At 68.0% G+C, this 16,273-nt stretch carries 18 protein-coding genes; 12 read left to right on the plus strand and 6 right to left on the minus strand.

Translation table 11 applies throughout. The features are described from left to right. Positions 1-112 precede the first annotated feature (112 nt). Genes AB0F51_RS19500 through AB0F51_RS19510 form a run of 3 tightly spaced genes read left to right on the plus strand, consistent with a single transcriptional unit; the run spans position 113 to position 2,796 of the window. Positions 113-1,003 (plus strand): GNAT family N-acetyltransferase, encoded by an 891-nt coding sequence (locus AB0F51_RS19500; protein WP_360281723.1) that lies wholly within the window; start codon positions 113-115, stop codon positions 1,001-1,003. Next, complete coding sequence (locus AB0F51_RS19505; RefSeq protein WP_360281725.1) at positions 1,003-1,899, plus strand: GNAT family N-acetyltransferase; 897 nt, start codon at positions 1,003-1,005, stop codon at positions 1,897-1,899. Before AB0F51_RS19500 ends, AB0F51_RS19505 begins: the two co-directional genes overlap by 1 nt. Before the next feature lie 9 nt (positions 1,900-1,908). After that, positions 1,909-2,796 carry a GNAT family N-acetyltransferase gene (locus AB0F51_RS19510; protein WP_360281727.1) on the plus strand — a complete coding sequence of 296 codons (888 nt, stop codon included), beginning with the start codon at positions 1,909-1,911 and terminating at the stop codon, positions 2,794-2,796. Here the strand turns inward: AB0F51_RS19510 and AB0F51_RS19515 are convergent. Together AB0F51_RS19515 and fabG are read right to left on the minus strand one after the other, a co-directional pair. After that, a complete protein-coding gene (locus AB0F51_RS19515) occupies positions 2,793-3,245 on the minus strand; it encodes a MaoC family dehydratase (protein WP_360281729.1) in 453 nt (150 codons plus the stop codon). The genes AB0F51_RS19510 and AB0F51_RS19515 overlap by 4 nt on opposite strands. 9 nt (positions 3,246-3,254) lie before the next feature. Further along, entirely contained in the window at positions 3,255-4,010 is a 756-nt protein-coding gene (fabG, locus tag AB0F51_RS19520; RefSeq protein WP_360281731.1) for a 3-oxoacyl-ACP reductase FabG, read from the minus strand. 142 nt (positions 4,011-4,152) lie between these two features. Between fabG and AB0F51_RS19525 the strand changes: the two genes are divergently transcribed. The 4 genes from AB0F51_RS19525 to AB0F51_RS19540 are packed head-to-tail and all read left to right on the plus strand — an operon-like array spanning position 4,153 to position 5,827. After that, positions 4,153-4,524, plus strand: a complete 372-nt coding sequence (locus tag AB0F51_RS19525) for a thioesterase family protein (protein WP_360281733.1) — start codon at positions 4,153-4,155, stop codon at positions 4,522-4,524. Beyond that, positions 4,521-4,940, plus strand: coding sequence for an acyl-CoA thioesterase (locus AB0F51_RS19530; protein ID WP_360281735.1), 420 nt, complete (start codon positions 4,521-4,523; stop codon positions 4,938-4,940). Before AB0F51_RS19525 ends, AB0F51_RS19530 begins: the two co-directional genes overlap by 4 nt. A 13-nt stretch (positions 4,941-4,953) precedes the next feature. Beyond that, complete coding sequence (locus AB0F51_RS19535; RefSeq protein WP_360281737.1) at positions 4,954-5,373, plus strand: globin; 420 nt, start codon at positions 4,954-4,956, stop codon at positions 5,371-5,373. 22 nt (positions 5,374-5,395) lie between these two features. Then, on the plus strand, positions 5,396-5,827 hold the full coding sequence (locus AB0F51_RS19540; RefSeq protein WP_360281739.1) for an OsmC family protein: 432 nt from the start codon (positions 5,396-5,398) through the stop codon (positions 5,825-5,827). A gap of 459 nt (positions 5,828-6,286) precedes the next feature. Here the strand turns inward: AB0F51_RS19540 and AB0F51_RS19545 are convergent, their stop codons facing one another. Continuing rightward, complete coding sequence (locus tag AB0F51_RS19545) at positions 6,287-7,258, minus strand: nucleotidyl transferase AbiEii/AbiGii toxin family protein (protein WP_360281741.1); 972 nt, start codon at positions 7,256-7,258, stop codon at positions 6,287-6,289. Beyond that, positions 7,161-8,192 (minus strand): type IV toxin-antitoxin system AbiEi family antitoxin domain-containing protein, encoded by a 1,032-nt coding sequence (locus tag AB0F51_RS19550; protein ID WP_360281743.1) that lies wholly within the window; start codon positions 8,190-8,192, stop codon positions 7,161-7,163. The genes AB0F51_RS19545 and AB0F51_RS19550 overlap by 98 nt, the downstream gene beginning before the upstream one ends. Before the next feature lie 150 nt (positions 8,193-8,342). Here AB0F51_RS19550 and AB0F51_RS19555 point away from each other — a divergent pair, with 150 nt between their 5' ends. Further along, positions 8,343-8,912, plus strand: coding sequence for an AAA family ATPase (locus AB0F51_RS19555; RefSeq protein WP_360281745.1), 570 nt, complete (start codon positions 8,343-8,345; stop codon positions 8,910-8,912). A 66-nt stretch (positions 8,913-8,978) separates the two neighbouring features. Continuing rightward, complete coding sequence (locus AB0F51_RS19560; protein WP_360281747.1) at positions 8,979-9,176, plus strand: hypothetical protein; 198 nt, start codon at positions 8,979-8,981, stop codon at positions 9,174-9,176. A gap of 293 nt (positions 9,177-9,469) precedes the next feature. Here AB0F51_RS19560 and AB0F51_RS19565 read toward each other — a convergent pair whose 3' ends face one another. Next, positions 9,470-10,276, minus strand: a complete 807-nt coding sequence (locus AB0F51_RS19565) for a mechanosensitive ion channel family protein (RefSeq protein ID WP_360281749.1) — start codon at positions 10,274-10,276, stop codon at positions 9,470-9,472. Between the two features lie 135 nt (positions 10,277-10,411). Here AB0F51_RS19565 and AB0F51_RS19570 point away from each other — a divergent pair, with 135 nt between their 5' ends. Further along, entirely contained in the window at positions 10,412-11,431 is a 1,020-nt protein-coding gene (locus AB0F51_RS19570; RefSeq protein ID WP_360281751.1) for a hypothetical protein, read from the plus strand. Then, positions 11,428-12,372, plus strand: a complete 945-nt coding sequence (locus tag AB0F51_RS19575; RefSeq protein WP_360281753.1) for an FAD-dependent oxidoreductase — start codon at positions 11,428-11,430, stop codon at positions 12,370-12,372. Before AB0F51_RS19570 ends, AB0F51_RS19575 begins: the two co-directional genes overlap by 4 nt. Here AB0F51_RS19575 and AB0F51_RS19580 read toward each other — a convergent pair. Beyond that, positions 12,356-13,843 (minus strand): glycerophosphodiester phosphodiesterase, encoded by a 1,488-nt coding sequence (locus AB0F51_RS19580; RefSeq protein ID WP_360281755.1) that lies wholly within the window; start codon positions 13,841-13,843, stop codon positions 12,356-12,358. The genes AB0F51_RS19575 and AB0F51_RS19580 overlap by 17 nt on opposite strands. 244 nt (positions 13,844-14,087) lie before the next feature. Between AB0F51_RS19580 and malQ the strand changes: the two genes are divergently transcribed. After that, positions 14,088-16,205 (plus strand): 4-alpha-glucanotransferase, encoded by a 2,118-nt coding sequence (gene malQ, locus AB0F51_RS19585; RefSeq protein ID WP_360281757.1) that lies wholly within the window; start codon positions 14,088-14,090, stop codon positions 16,203-16,205. The last annotated feature ends 68 nt before the right edge of the window (positions 16,206-16,273 follow it).

Consider the following 16,273-nt stretch of genomic DNA (forward strand, 5'->3'; position numbering starts at 1 on the left):
CCTAATGCCCACCCCGCCCCGGACAGAATCACAGCCGCCGCACAGCTGTTGCGATCCCGTTCCAACTGCAAATTGCGTGGCGCGTGGCCCCCGGCCTGACTAGTGTCCCGACATGGTGATCAGGGCGGCTGAGGTGACCGACGCAGAGGCGTTGTCACAGGTGCGGCGGGACACTTTCTCGTACTCCGTGGTCTCGCCGGCCGCGATGCGGCACGCGATCACGATGCACACGCCGGCTGAGCAGCAGCTCGCGCTCGTCGCCGAGGTGGACGGTGTGGTGGTCGCCTCGGGGAGCTGCGGCCGGAACACCTGGACGAGCGAGCCGGGCCAGGCCCAGCTGTCTCTGTATGTTCATCCGCGCTATCGGCGGCAGGGCATCGCCACCGCGCTGCACGAGCAGCTGGACAATCACCTGGCTGACATCGGCGTCGCCCGGGTGCGGGCGTTCGCGACACCGGATGGGCAGGCCTTCGCGGAGCGGCTCGGGTACGAGCGGTCCCGCGAGCTGCACTACTCCGGTGTCGACCTTCAGGTGCTGCCCGACCAGCCGCCGACGCCTGAGGGCATCGTGCTCGAGACGATGGACAAGCTCGACCCGAAGCCGATCTACACCGCCGACATGATCGCCTCCCTCGACGAGCCGGGCGACTCACCGCTGGACTCCATCGAGTACGACGAGTGGTTCGAGGAGGTGTGGAAGTCGCCTGCTCTGGACAAGTCGCTCAGTGTCGCGGCCTTGGCCGGTGACGAGGTGGTCTGCTTCACCGCGATGGAGATCGACGGCGACCGGGCCTGGTCGGGCATGACGGGCACCATTCCGCAGTACCGGGGTCGTGGGCTGGCGAAACTGGTGAAGTCGGTGGCGCTGCGCCGCTGCGCGCAGGCCGGCATTGTCAGCGTGTTCACCTCGAACGACGACGCGAACGGCCCGATGCTCGCCATCAACAACTGGCTCGGGTACCAGCGCATCGAAACCCAGACGAGCATGCTGCGAGTGCTCTGATGGCAGCGGTCCGGCTCGCGACCCTTGACGACGCAGCCGCCTTGGCCGGACTGTATCTGGCTTTGTTTCCGTACCTGGCGAAGACCGAAGACCAGTACCGCCACGACCTGGTCCGCACCTTCGATGACCCTCGGCGAGCCGCGTACGCCGCCGAGTCGGACAGCCGGATGGTCGGCTGGGCCATGGTCCTTCCCGCCACCTGGCGGAATGTGCCGGGTGCGTTCAACCTGCATGTCTTCGTCCACCAGGACCATCGTCGTGCCGGGCTCGGATCCCAGTTGCTGGCAGCGGTCGACGCCCACCTTGCGGATCACGAGGCGACCGAGGTGGAGGCCACGCCCGACGAGAGCGGCCTGACGTTTGCCTTGCGCAACGGTTACCAGGCGCACGCCGAGATGCGGTACGCCGGCGTCGACCTGCGCACCCTCCCGCCCGAACCCGTGCTGCCGGACGGCGTCGCGATCGTGCCGCTGGCGGACGTCGACCCCGAGGCGGCGTTCGCCGTCTATCGGGAAGCGGGGCTGGACATCCCGTCGACCCCGGTGGACGCGCCGTACGAGTGGTTCCGCCAGGTCGTCTGGGATTCGCCGAACGTGGCATGGGAGTACTGCGCCGCGGCCGTCGACGGCGACCAGGTGGTGTGCCTGACGATCAGCCTCGTAGGTGCGGGCGGCTTGTGGACCGACATGACCGCCACCCGCCGGTCGCACCGCGGCCGCGGCCTGGCGCGAGCGGTCAAGTGGTCGGTACTGCGAACCGCCGCCGACGCGGGACTGACCTCCGCGTTCACGGCGAATGCCGGTGGGAACCGGCCGATGCTCGCGGTCAACGAGTGGCTGGGATACCACCAGGTGGCCAAGCACACCGTGGTCAGCCGGAACTTACGGACTTCGTAAGGGCTGCCGATGGAGATCAGGCCTGCCGTACCCGATGACGCCGAGGCGGCCATCGCGCTCTATGACGTGGTCGAGCCCTGGTCCGTCGGTACTGCGGACCTGCTGCGGGCCGGCATCGAGCGCGGCCCTGGTTCCCGGGCTCGCGCGATGTTCGCAGCCTTCGACGACGACCGGCTGGTCGGCTGGGGAACGTCGGCGCTGACAGCGGGCTCCAATCCGGTCAGTGCCGAGCTCCGGGTGATGGTGCATCCGCAGTACCGCGAGCGTGGGGCCGGTACTGCGCTGGTGGAGTGCAGTCACTACCATTTGAAGCAGGCCGGCGCGGTGAGCGTCCGCGTCTTCGCCGAGCCGGCCTCGCTGGAGTGGGCATCGCGTTGGGGCTACCGGCAGACCAGGCAGGTGCACTACGCGGGAATCGCTCCACGCGAGGCGCCGGCGCTGCCCGCAGTACCGGCCGGGGTTGAGCTGTTGCCGTTGATCGAGGTGGACCCGCGACTCGTCCACGCGGCCGATGAAGTTGCCCAGCGCACCAAACCCGGTGACGCGAAGATCGGGAGCCGGCCGTACGACGACTGGTACGCCGAAGTCTGGCAGGCGCCCGGCATGAGGCTGGACCTGAGCATGGCTGCCGTGCGGGACGGCCAGGTCATCGGCTTCACCCTCGGTACCGGCGGCTCTCACAAGATCTGGTCGCACATGACGGCGACGATGCCCGAGCACCGAGGCCGCGGCCTCGCCAAAGTGGTCAAGTGCGCGGCACTACACCGCGCCGCCGAGGCCGGCGTCGTCGGCGCCTTCACCGCCAACTACGACGGCAACCAGCCAATGCTTGCCGTCAACAACTGGCTCGGCTACCGCCGCGTCGCAACCCACGCAGTACTGGTCTGCCCGCTCTAACGAACGAGCAGTACTACGGTTTCGGCGACGCAGGCCGGCTTGGTGGAGCCCTCGAGCTCGATCACCCACTGGAGTGAGACCTGAACTCCGGCGGCGGTCTCCTGGGCGCCCGCGATCGAGGCGCCCGCGCGGACCCGGCTACCGACCGGGACCGGGCTGGGGAAGCGGACCTTGTTGACGCCGTAGTTCAGCTTCGCCGTCACGCCCTCGACGGAGAAGAGTTCCTCGCCGAAGCGCGCGATCAGGCTCAGCGTCAGGTAGCCGTGCGCGATCGTTCCGCCGTACGGGCCCTTCGCGGCGCGGTCCACGTCGACGTGGATCCACTGGTGATCCCCGGTCGCCGCGGCGAACTGGTTCACCTGCTCCTGGGTGATCTCCAGCCACTCGGTCTCACCCAGCTGGGTGCCGACCGCGTGCACGACCTCGTCGACACCGGTGAAGGTATGCATTCCGGGCTCCTAGTTGCGGGGTCCGCCGGCGACGTACAGGACCTGGCCGGAGACGAAGCCGGCCTCCTCGCTGCAGAAGAACGACGCGGCGGCGGCGATGTCCTCGGGCTTACCGGTCCGGTTGACCGGGATGGTGGCGGCGGTCGCCTTCTTGAACTCCTCGAAGTCGACCCCGACCCGGGCCGCGGTGGCCGCCGTCATGTCGGTCTCGATGAAGCCGGGGGCGATCGCGTTCGCGGTGACGCCGAACTTGCCCAGCTCGATCGCGAGCGTCTTGGCCAGGCCCTGCAGGCCGGCCTTCGCGGACGCGTAGTTCGCCTGGCCGCGGTTGCCCAGCGCGGAGGTGGAGGAGAGGAAGACCATCCGGCCGTAGCCCGCCTCGACCATGTGCGCCTGGCAGGCCTTCGACATCAGGAAGCTGCCGCGCAGGTGCACCGACATCACGGTGTCCCAGTCGTCCTCGGACATCTTGAAGAGCAGGTTGTCGCGCAGTACGCCGGCGTTGTTCACCAGGATCGTGGGCGGGCCGAGCTCGGCCACCACCCGCTCGATCGCGGCCGCCACCTGGTCGGACTTGCTCACGTCGCACCCGATCGCGACGGCCTTGCCGCCGGCCGCGGTGATCGCCTCGACGGTCCCGGCACAGGCCGCCTCGTCCAGGTCCAGGACCGCGACCGCGTTGCCGTCGGCGGCGAGCCGCTGCGCCACGGCGGCACCGATTCCCCGGGCCGACCCGGTCACGACCGCCACTCGCTGCTCGCTCATACCGCCTGCTCCCTACTGCTCGGTTCGTATCCGGGATGACATTACCCACGTTCGGTCACGGCGGGTGTGGTCAGGATGGGATGATCGCCGTGTGGATCATCACAACCGGCACGTTTACCAGTGTCCGCTCCGCTGGGGTGACATGGATGCGCTGGGCCACGTCAACAACGGCCGGTACGTCGACTACCTGCAGGACGCGCGCGTCGACTTCCTGTTCCGGACCGCCAAGGACCTCGGCGCCGACAACCTGGAGACCGGCCTGCTGGTCGCCCGGCACGAGGTGCAGTACCGGCGGCCGCTGGTCTTCCGGCCCGAGCCGGTCCAGATCGAGCTGTGGATCAGCGAGATCAAGGCGGCCTCGTTCGTGGTCGACTACGAGATCCTGGACCCCTCGCCGCGAGTGACCTACGTGGAGGCGCGGACCCGGTTGGTTCCCTTCGATTTCGCCGCCAACCGCCTGCGCCGGATCACCCCGGTCGAGCGCGCGGCGCTGGAGAAACTGGTGGGCTCGTGAGGTTCAGTCATCCCGTCCTGGTCCGCTGGTCCGACATCGACTCCTACGACCACGTGAACAACGTCCGGTACTTCGACTATCTCCAGGAGGCGCGACTCGCGTTCCTGAGCCAGCTGGCGGGGACCAGTGGGGACTACGTCACGCAGTACCCGTGTGTCCTGGCCAGCCAGACCGTCGACTACCTGCGCCCGATCCTGCTGCGCCATCCGCCGTACGAGGTGGACGTCTGGGTCGAGGCGGTCGGCAGTACGTCGTTCACGCTGGGCTCACGGATCGTCGATCGCACCGGCGAGACCGAGGACGTCTACGCCAAGGCGGTCTCCGTACTGGTCGCGGTGGACGGCCGGACGCACACCAAGCGGAAGCTCTCCGCGGCCGAACGGGACGCCCTCGTCCGGCTCGTTGGGGCGGCTTGAGACACTTGGGGCGATGAGCGAGCCGAAGAGTTTCTACGACGCCGTGGGCGGGGCCGAGACGTTCCACCGGTTGGTGGCCGCCTTCTACCGCGGTGTCGCCGCCGACCCGGAGCTGCGCCCGATGTACCCGGAAGAAGACCTCGGCCCGGCCGAGGAGCGCTTCCGGATGTTCCTCGAGCAGTACTGGGGTGGACCCCGGACGTACTCCGAACAGCGCGGGCACCCCCGGCTGCGGATGCGGCACCACCCGTTCGCCGTCACCCCGAGCGCCCGGGACCGCTGGCTCGGCCACATGCGCGCCGCGCTCGACGAACTCGGGCTGGAGCCGGACCGCGACCAGGAGATCTGGACGTACATGGTGATGGCCGCGCACAGCATGGTGAACACCGACGAACCGACGTACCCCGGCACGATCGACGTGTCCGGCACCTGACTTCTGAGGAGAAACAAAGAGCATGGCTGCAATTCGCACCGCCAAGGCCCACTGGGAAGGCTCGCTGCTGGAGGGGGCCGGCCAGGTCAACCTCGAGTCGTCCGGCCTCGGCTCCTTCGACGTAACCTGGGCCGCCCGCACCGAGGACGCCGCCAGCGGCCGGACCAGCCCGGAAGAGCTGATCGCCGCCGCCCACTCGAGCTGCTTCAACATGGCCCTGTCCAACGTCCTGGCCAAGGCCGGCAACGCCCCCGAGTCCCTCGACACCACGGCCGCCGTGACCTTCGTACCGGGCCAGGGCATCACCGGCAGCAAGCTCTCGGTCAACGGCAAGGTCCCCGGCCTGACCGCCGACGAGTTCGCCCAGTTCGCCGAGGACGCCAAGAAGAACTGCCCGGTCTCCCAGGCCCTCACCGGCACCGAAATCACCCTCGACGTCACCTTCACCGCCTGACGTTCTTTCGTACTGCCGACCGGCGCCGGCCTCATGTGGGGGCTGGCGCCGGAAGTGTTTGTGGATGTGTTTTTGCACCCACCCGTGCTCAAGTCGCGGGCTGGAGCGTCGTGCCCACCCGAACCTCTGGGGGTGATGTGCGCAGGGGTTTGGGGACCCGCGTCGCGGTGGTCGTGTGGGGGTTTTGCACCCACCCGTACTCGTGTTGCGGGTTGGAGCGTCGTGCCCACCCGAACCTCTGGGGGTGATGTGCGCAGGGGTTTGGGGACCCGCGTCGCGGTGGTGGTGTGGGGGTTTGCACCCACCCGTACTCGTGTTGCGGGCTGGAGCGTCGTGCCCACCCGAACCTTTGGCGGATCGGCGCGCAGGCGGCTGGGACCCGCACCGCGTTGCGCATCGCCAGACCCGGGGTCACCTGCAGGGCCGACAGCTCGCCTTGCCCGCGGCAGATCTAGGCACCTATCGCCAGCAGTTGTCGTCTGGATCCCAGGTGCCGCTGGTTCGTTCGCCGTTGAGAACCTCTTCCAGGCAGGTGTTGGAGTACGTCAGTGCCGCGTCCAGGTCCCAGTAGTCCCGTGAGTACTCTGCGAACCCCGCGGCCGATCGGGGGAAGCCGGTGACCCAGTCTTCACTCGGCGCTCGGAGCTTCTTCGGCAGGGTCATCTGACGTCGGCCGGCTTCGCGCTGGAGGACTGCGGTCAGCCGGGCGGCATCGAACGGGATAGCTGCGACGATCCGGACGATATCGGCCAGATCGCGGTAGCGACTCGAGGCTTTCTCGCCGTCCTGGCCGTACCTCTCGTAGAGGGCGCAGATCTTGTCGGCAAGGTGGGGTTCGATCGGAGTGGTGGGGACCGAAGGGAGGTCTCGCAAGGTCTCGTGATCGATGATCGGTTTCAGCGGTACCTGGTCGACCGGGGCATCGATGTGCCGGCGAGTGGTGAGATCGATGCTGAAGCTCTCGAACTCTCGACCTCCCAGCAGAGCTCGCGTCTTCACCTTGGCAGTTTCCCGTACTCCGTCAGCTTGGCCTTGCCCTCGTCGCTCGAGGCCGTAACCGTAAGCGTCGGGTTCCCTCTGGGTGGTCATGGAGTACAGGTCGAATACGAACGGATCGTCGTGGTGCGGTCGGCTCGAAAGTCGCCTCAGTTCGGCCATCGCATCCTCGGGACTTGCCCAGGGTGTCTCGCGGGCCAGATCGATGTCCTGGGTGAACCGGCCGCCGCCCGTCCGGATCAGCAAAGCGTTTCCACCGAGCAGCACCCAAGGTGCGTCGTGGTTCTGGAAGACGCGGCTGAGGAAGATCGTGAAGATGTACTGCTTGCGGACCGGATCAACCGCGATGCCGCGGCTCTTCGCATCGTTGGCCAGCTTGGCCCCCAGCGACCGTCGCAGGAGGTTCGCTTCCAGCTGCGTCAGCGGGCTTGCCATCGTCGGCCTTTCTGTTCTGCCGGCGGACGGCATCTCGTGATTCGTGTTGCTGCGCCGATGAATGGCGCAATTCCGGGGACCGCCCTGGTGGTAGCGGGGCAACCGCGCGGCTGATTGTCTCGGCGTCGGGAAGTGCTGCTCTGATGAGGTAATCAGTCTCGGGAGAGAGATCAACCTCGGGCGCCAGTTGGTGGAGTTGCTCGGTGACGAGCTGGGTGACGAGGTTCTCGAGTTGAGGCATGAGTGCGCGGAGGAACTCGTCGCCAGCAGCTGGGCTTTCCAACGCCGCAAGCTCGGGGTCGGGTTTGTAGCCTGCTGCCTTCAACAGAGCTAGGAAAAGGGCTTTTCCATCAGGGAAACCGAACCGCTCAGCGGCCGGCTCAAGCGCCTGAATGAGGGCGTCGGATGCGGCGTTTGTCGACGAAACAGCGTCGCGGACCGCGACGGCAAGGTGGTCGAAATCGGTGCCGCCAGCAGCTAGATCCTTGATGGTGCGGGCGACCGTGGTCACTGGAAGCCCGTGGACCCAGGTGACGTCTTCCTCCGGCAGGTCGCGCCTCCGGTACCGGGTGTCCGGCTGCGTGGTCTGTCGGCGTACTGCGGTGGTGAACTCGTACTTCGACGGCAGCAGATCACCGAGTCCGTGCACGGCCGCCGCGGACTCGCCAGACGCTACGGCCAGCGGCTGGCTTCCCGCTGGCCGACTGCCCGTAGCCAACCAGGCTGCACGCAGGCCTTGCAGCGGTCCGGTGTCGGCGGAAGGAAGCGCATAGACGCCATGACGAATGCGCTGAACAGTGCCACGGTCGGCGAGGCGGGACAGGTGCATCTTGGACACTCCCGCCTCGGAGGCTTGGGCCGCGGTCACCACGCCTCCCTGGCTGGACCCAAGAAGCTCCAACGACTCCAATACATCAACTGCACGCATCCACATTCACCTCCTCGACGCTTCGATAGTAACAGCTAAGCGTTACTTTCGAAGTTCGAGTTCAGCCCAAGACAGGTCCCGGATGCGGAGAGTCCGACGTGGGGTCGCGGTGGAGAAGGCGCAGGCCTGAGGTCCCCCGGTTGTTAGGGTCCTGGGGTGGAGTCGGGGCGTGGGGGACGGGTTGTTTTGTTGAACGGGGCTTCCAGTTCCGGTAAGAGTTCCATTGGGCGGGCGTTGCTGCCGTTGTTGGCGGAGCCGTGGTTTTTTGTGCCGGTTGACGCGTTGGGGGCGATGCGGTCGACGGTGCATACGCGGGTGCTGGCGGAGGCTGAGGTTGGCGAGATGTTGCGGCGGACTCGGTTGGGTTATCACCGGGCCGTGGCGGCTCTCGTGTCCGTTGGGAACGACGTCATCATGGACTATCCGCTCAGTGAGCGATGGCGACTGGACGACCTGCTCGACGTACTGGATGGGTACGACGTGACGCTCGTCGACGTCCGTTGTGCGCCTGAGGAACTCGAACGGCGTGAGCGTGCCCGAGGAGACCGGCCGGTCGGACTGGCCTTGTCGCAGACCACGGTCTTTGATCATCGAGACCACGACATCGCCGTGGATACCACCTCCACCAGCCCCGAAGCCTGCGCGCGAGTGATCGCCGAAGTACTCCCCACAATTCGTCCGCCGAAGGCGTTCGATCGGCTGCGTGATCGTCGGGGGTGGGCTTGAGCGGCGAGGTCAGGTGGGGGTACGGCGCGGGGCTCGGAGGAGGGCTGCGCCGACTGGGGTGATGGAGTGGAGGGATCGGCGGCTGCGGTCGGTGGTGATCAGGTCGCAGTCGCGGAGTACGCGATGGGCTCGCTGACCGCGCCGGCGGTGATTCCGCAGCGGGTGGCGAGGTCGGAGGTCGAGGTCTTCTGTGAAGGTTGTGCCGACCGACAGGAGCTAGTTGGCGGCGTTCCGACTCGCGACGCTCAGCGACCGGTCGAGTGATGACAAAACAAGCACCATCTCCTGTCGGTCGGCACACATTCCCCTCGTGAGGACGCGGACGCGTTACCGGGTTCGGGTGCGCCCACGCGATGCGGGCACTGCGCGCCTGCGCGGTCCACGCGTCTGGGCTCAGGTGGGTGCAACGCGCCGGCCCCGCGTGACGGGTGGGGGTGGGTGCCCATGCAGTCGCACGGTGCGATGCGGGCATCCCTAGCCTGCGCGCTTCACCCGCAGAGGTTCGGGTGGGTGCAAGGCGCTGGCCCGCGTGACGGGCAGGGGTGGGGAAATGCGCGCTACTCGCGAGGTTCGTGACCGCCTGCGGTGCGTTGAGCCTCCGCGGACGAACGGACCGGATGTTCCGGGAGGGCGCGTGTTTCTGGGCGGGTGGTGGATTCGTCGGAGTTGGGGGTTTCGAGGTGGGTTATGCCGTCGGCGACCTCGGCGGCGCTGCCTACGCCGGTGGTGGACGCGGCGGGGGCGTGGGGGTCGCGGGTGGTGAGGTTGCCGACTCGGAGGACTTCGCCGTTGCGGACGTACCAGGTGGTGCCGTCTTCGCCGCGCAGGCGGGTGACTCGTAGGCCGACTGCTTCGACCACGCCGGTGGCTTTTTCCATGTCGACCAGGTCGCCGACGCCGTACTGGTCTTCGAAGATCATGAAGACGCCGGCCAGGAAGTCTTTGACGAGAGTTTGCGCGCCGAAGCCGAGTGCGACGCCGATGATGCTGGCGGACGCGACCACGGGCAGGATGTTGAAGCCGAGTTCGGCCAGCACCATCACGACCAGGATGGCGGTCAGGATGATCGTGACCGTGCTGCACAGGAGTGAGGCGATGGTCTGGGCGCGCTGGGCCCGGCGTTCGCTGTTCAGGGTCTGTTCGACGAACTCCTGGCCGCGCTTGGACTTGGCCAGGACGCCGGCCACGGCGCCGTTGCCGGTGCGCTTGGCGAAGCGGCGGATTCCCTTGTGCAGCAGCCAGCGGATCACGAAGAAGCCGATGATCAGGCCGGCGATCCGGGCCGGGACCATGATGATCTGGTCCGTGACCTCCAACTGGCCGTCGTTGCCGCGGCGGAAGAAGGTCGGGAAGGTGTCCGGCACGGAAAACAGGGGGTGACTGAGCAGGGACACGGGGTAACTGAGCAGAATAGGCATCTCGCCGCCCTACTGTAGTGATCGCCGCCCGGATCTCTGCAATCCCCGAACCTTCAGATTTGCGAGGAGGAGCACACGGATATGCCGAGCCGGCTGGATGACGAGCTGACCAGGCTGGTGTCCGCGGGTGTCCTGCGCCCCTACCAAGCCCAGGCGCTCCGCTCAGCCGCCGAGGCCGACGCCCAAGGCGCCAGTACGTCGCAACCCGCCGCCAGCCGCCCGAGCACGCGAGAGGCCAGCCCGCAGCCGACGAAGAGCGAGCCGCGCCGGGTGCCGCCCACCGCTGCTCACTCGTCGGCCCTGACCGAGGTGCTGGGGTACATCGGCGGCGCGCTCCTCCTAGGCGCCGTGGCCCTGCTCACAGTGGCGAACTGGGGCGAGATGGGCCGTGCCGCCCGGATCAGTACGGGGACGAGCGCAGCGGTGATCCTCCTCGGTACTGCGGCCGTGCTAGCCCTGGTGGGCCGCAGGGAGCAGTTGAGTTCGGCGCTGGCCTCGTTGGGGTGCTGTGTGGCCGGGTTCGCCACGTACGTCGCGATCGAGGGCGAGTCGGGCCGGATCGCGGGAGTCGCGGTAGCCCTCGTGCTGGCGGTGCTCGGCGTGTGGTGGCTGGCCGGGTCTTCGTTGCTGGTGGCAACATTCGCGATCCTGGCCGTCGGTGTGCTGGTGATCACCGCCGACGTCCTGACTCCGGACACCTCGTCGGCCAGTTCGGCCGGGATCGCCGGCACCGGCTTCATCCTGGTGGCGTTTGTGCTGGCCGTGACCGGTCTGGTCCGCGACCAAGTGACCGCGTGGTCACTGGCCGGAGCCGCGATGTTCAGCTCGTCGGTCTGCTGGCTCATTCAGGAACGTGGTGAGGTGATGGCCCTCGTCGTCGGTACTGCGGGCCCGGCCGCGCTCCTGTTCGCCTACAGTCGCCGCCACGCGTCGGCGTACGCAGTAGTCGGCTGCTCGATCCTCTTGGTCATCTGGCCGATCTCGCTCTATCAGCTGACCAACAACGTGGCCGGTGTGGCTATCGGCCTGGTGATAGCCAGTACTGCGCTCCTGGTGGCCGTCCTGCTCCTGACCCGCCGTCAGAGAAGACTGGTCAGATGAGAGTCGTCGTACTCGGCGCAGGGATCTCCGGCCTGTCTACCGCCACCCTGCTCAGGCAGCGCGGCGACGACGTGATCCTGGTCAGCGCACACGCCACCGAAGCAACCACCTCCCACCTGGCAGCAGCAGTGTGGTTCCCGACCTCCGCTGGGCCAGCAGACAAGGTCGCAAGCTGGGGGAGCACCACGTACGACGTACTGGCGGCTGAGGCGGCCCGTGGGGTGCCAGGCGTCGTCATGCGCGAGTCGCTGGTTGTGTACCGCCAGGAGCCCGGCCCGCAGCCCTGGGCGGGCGCTGTCGGCGACGTACGCCCAGCGAGCCCTGACGAGCTCCCACCCGGCTACACCCACGGCCTGCGCTTCGTGGTGCCGCTGGTCGAGATGCCGACCTACCTGCCGTGGCTCTACCGCCAGTACGTCGACGGAGGCGGCCAGCAGCAGGTACGCCGGATCAAGGACCTGGGGGAGCTCCTGGACCTCAAGCCCGACGTGATCGTGAACTGCGCGGGTCTTGCTGCGGGCGAGCTCGTCGGCGACACCAGCACCTACCCCATCCGCGGCCAGATCGTCAGAGTGGCCAACCCCGGCCTGACCCTGTCCGTGCGGGACGAGACGCACCCGGCCGGCCGCGCCTACATTCACCCGCGCCAGAACGACTGCATCCTCGGCGGCACGCTAGACGCGGGCGTGTGGGACACCACAGTCGACGACGAGACCACCCGGTCAATAGTGAGCCGCTGCAGCGACCTTGTCCCAGCACTGGCGGATGCAGAGATCATCGAGGCTCTGGTCGGACTACGGCCCGGCAGGCCAGAGGTGAGGCTGGAGCGAGACGAGCAGCTGCTGCCCGGAGTACCGGTCGTGCACAACTACGGGCATGGCGGCAGTGGCATCACTCTGGGCTGGGGCTGTGCCGCGGATGCTGTCAGGGCGTGTGGGTGACCTTCAGGCCGCGGAGTACGAGGCTGCCGTCGGTGGACGCGCGCCCGATGTGCAGGTAGCCGCCCCGGTACGCCTTGTCCATGACGGTTACCTTGGCCGGCTGGTCGAGACGGTTCCAGGTCAGCGTGGTCGGCGTGACGTCGAGGCGGAACTTCAGCCACTCGCCCCGGAACGCGGGAGCCGTCTTCTTCACGGCCAGCTTGATGCCGGCGGTCTTCCCGGTGCGGTGCGCGTAGAGGCCCAGTTCGCCGTTCGCCTGCATGATCGCGTGGTAGCCGTTGGAGGCGCCGAGCCGGTGTTCGTAGTACGCGTCGTCGGTGTGACCAAACGCCAGGGTGAAGTTGGCGAGCGGGTCGGTGGGCAGCGCGGCGTACGAGGCCTGGAACTCAACCGAGTACGACGGTGCGGTGATCGGCCCGAGATTGCCGAGCGTGAGGAAGTGCTGGGTCCCCTTCGCGGCGAGCGCGATGCTGCCGCCGCGCCCCCAGGCGATGGCGAACCGGTCGTCATAGGGATCTCTGGTCAGCTCGCCCGGAGCCAGCGCACCTGAAGCCCACTGGTCGGTGGTGGCCTGCTCGGTCTTGCCCAGCAGGTAGCCGATGTTGGATGTCACGGCACCGTTCATTCCGAGCGCCGCGTAATGCGCGACGTCCGAGCGGCGGTGCAACGGATACGGCCAGATCGGGATGCCGGTCGCGACGGCCGCCTCCACGAGGCGCGTGTCCAGGTAACCGCCGGGGCCGGAGTTCGGTACGACGATCGCGTCCGTGCGCGGCGTCAACTGGCTAGCGACGGCCTGGACCGCTTCGGGGGTCAGCTCCGCGGGTGTGGTGAAGTAGGCGAACACGCCGAGCCCGTGCGCCTTCGCCTCGGCGATGCGCTTGCTCTTGAAGTAGGTCTTCAGCATCACCGCTGACTCGAGCCGGTACTTCGCGACCATCGCCATCATCGGCGCGTAGGCCCGCTCGTCCTTCGCCTCGACCGCGAGGATCACCCGGCCGCCGTACTTGCGCAGGACGTCCTCGAACAACGGGACCTTGACCTTGGTCTGCGCCCAGCGCGGTCCCAGCCGGGGAACGTCGAGCCAGCCGTTCGCGACTGCGGCGTACGGGGTGGTTCGCAGGTTGCCGGTCAAGCTGGTGGTCCGGTCCAGGGTCAGGTCGTGCAAGCAGACCAGCACGTCGTCGGAGGTGATGCCGACGCTGATCTCCATCGCCTGCGCACCCCAGCCGACCGCGGCGTCGTACGACTCCATGCTGTGCTCAGGGAACACGTCGCCGGCACCTCGGTGGGCGACCAGGTAGCTGTCGCCCCGGTCCGCGACCCAGTCGGTGACGCTGTAGTCGCCGGTCACGGGTGCGCTCGCGGCCGGCGTACTGCGGCAGCCCGTGGTCACAGAGCCGACGGCTGCCGCACCCAGCAAGCCAAGGGCAGCACGGCGGCTGATGCCGCGCGGCAGCAACTCGTCCATCGTGCCCCCTCACTCCGGCGCAAGTCCCCACTCCGCCGTGCTGTTGACCTGCCCGCCTCACTGCCCCTGGTCAGGTACTCCACCGAAGACTAAGGCAGGAGGCGGTACTGCGGCAGTCCCCGATGCGCGGTCGTGACGCAACGGAACGGCCAGTGCCGGAACGCCTGCGAGCAGTGACGTCACAGGCTGTTCCGGCGCGCGCGGCGTTCGCCCCCGTGGCCCCGGATGCGGCAGACTCGCACGCGTGACTGCTCCCACTCCAGCCCTTGTCGAGCTAGCCGTCGCGCACGGAGTGGCGACCGAGTACTGGGACTGGCAAGGCAAACATGTACTGGTCTCGTCCGAGGTCGTCTCCACTGTGCTGGCCGCCCTCGGTGTCGACGCGTCCACCCCCGACCGGGCCGCGGACGCCCTGGCGGAGCACCAGCTAACCCGCTGGCGCCGGACGGTGCCGGCCAGTCTGGTGATGCGGGAGGGCTGGACGCCCTGGTTCGCAGTACACCTGCCGCACGGCTCGACGGCCGAGGTGTGGGTGGACCTGGAGGACGGTGGGCAGCGCCGCGACATCGTGCAGCAGCAGCACTGGGTCGAGCCCGAGTGGGTCGACGGCGTACAGATCGGCGAGGCGACGTACCAACTGCCGGGCGACCTGCCGATCGGCTACCACCGGCTCTGCGCGCGCGTCGGCAGCAACCCGGAGATCTCGGTCGGCTCGCTGATCGTCACCCCGCAAAGGCTCGAACCCCAGAAGCTGCAGCGGACCTGGGGCTGGGTGCTTCAGCTGTACTCCGTGCGCTCCCGCAGGTCGTGGGGTATCGGCGACCTGCACGACCTTGCCGACCTGGCCGCCTGGTCCGCCAATGACCTCGGCGCCGGCTTCGTGCTGGTCAACCCGCTGCACGCAGCCGAGACGTCCGGCCGGATGGAGCCCTCGCCGTACCTGCCGGCCTCGCGGCGGTTCGCGAACCCGCTCTACCTGCGGATCGAGGACATCGAGGAGTACGGCGACCTGGCCCCGGCTGAACGCGATCGGGTCCGCACCTTGGCCTTGCAGACGCGAGCACTGAGCGAGGACGCGACCGCGCTGGACCGGGACACCGTCTGGGCCGCCAAGCGCGAAGCCCTGCAACTGCTCTTCGGAGTACGGCCCTCGATCGGCCGCATCGCGGAGTACGGCGCGTACTGCGACCGCGAGGGGAAAGGGCTGATCGACTTCGCCACCTGGGCCGCGCTCGCGGACGTGCACGGGCCGGAGTGGAGCAAGTGGCCCGAGGAGCTGCGGGACCCGGCCAGCGCCGAAGTTGTTGCCTTCCGCAACGAGAATCCCGACGCCGTGGAGTTCCACTGCTGGCTGCAGTGGCAGCTCGACGAGCAGCTCGCCCGGACCCAGGCGCGGGCGAAGTCTGCCGGCATGTCGCTCGGTGTCCTGCACGACCTCGCTGTGGGTGTTCATCCGGACGGCGCCGACGCGTGGGCGCTCAAGCGCGTGCTCGCGGAGGGCATCCACGTGGGCGCGCCGCCGGACGCGTTCAACCAGCAGGGCCAGGACTGGTCGCAGCCGCCGTGGCGACCGGACGCGCTCGCCGAGACCGGGTATGCGCCGTGGCGGGATCTCGTCCGGGCGGTGATCCGGCACGGTGGTGGACTGCGAATCGACCACATTCTCGGGCTGTTCCGGCTCTGGTGGGTCACCTCGCCGGACCGGCCGACCGAAGGTACCTATGTTCGCTACGACCACGAGGCACTGATCGGCATCCTCGTCCTCGAGGCGTCGCGCGCCGGCGTAGTCGTGGTGGGGGAGGACCTCGGTACGGTCGAGCCGTGGGTGCGCGACTACCTCACCGAACGCGGAGTCCTCGGTACGTCTGTCCTGTGGTTCGAGCGCGATGCGAACGGCAACCCGCTGCCGCCCGAACGCTGGCGCGAACTCTGCCTGGCCACGGTGACGACCCACGACCTGCCACCGACGGCCGGCTATCTCGCGGGAGACCACGTGGAGCTGCGTGACCGGCTCGGCCTGCTGACGCGTCCAGTCGCAGAGGAGTTGGCCGTCGATGAGGCGGAGCGGGACTCCTGGCTCAACGCACTGCGCGAGCGGCACCTGCTGGGCAACGCGGATGGCGACGTCGAGCGCATCGTCGAGGCACTGCACCGGTACGTCGCCCACACACCGGCCAAGCTGGTCGGGGTGGCCCTGACCGACGCGGTCGGCGAACGGCGTACCCAGAACCAGCCGGGCACGACCGACGAGTACCCGAACTGGCGGGTCCCGCTGGGCGGTCCCGACGGGGTGCCCGTGCTGATCGAGGATCTGCCGAACAACCAACGACTTCGCCGGCTGATCGGCGTACTGCACAGTTAGTACGCGACCGGCTACGAACTGTTGACAATAGATTTGAACGGTTGTTATCTATTGTCAACGAAGGCGCC

Source organism: Kribbella sp. NPDC023855, assembly GCF_040639475.1.
Lineage (GTDB): Bacteria > Actinomycetota > Actinomycetes > Propionibacteriales > Kribbellaceae > Kribbella.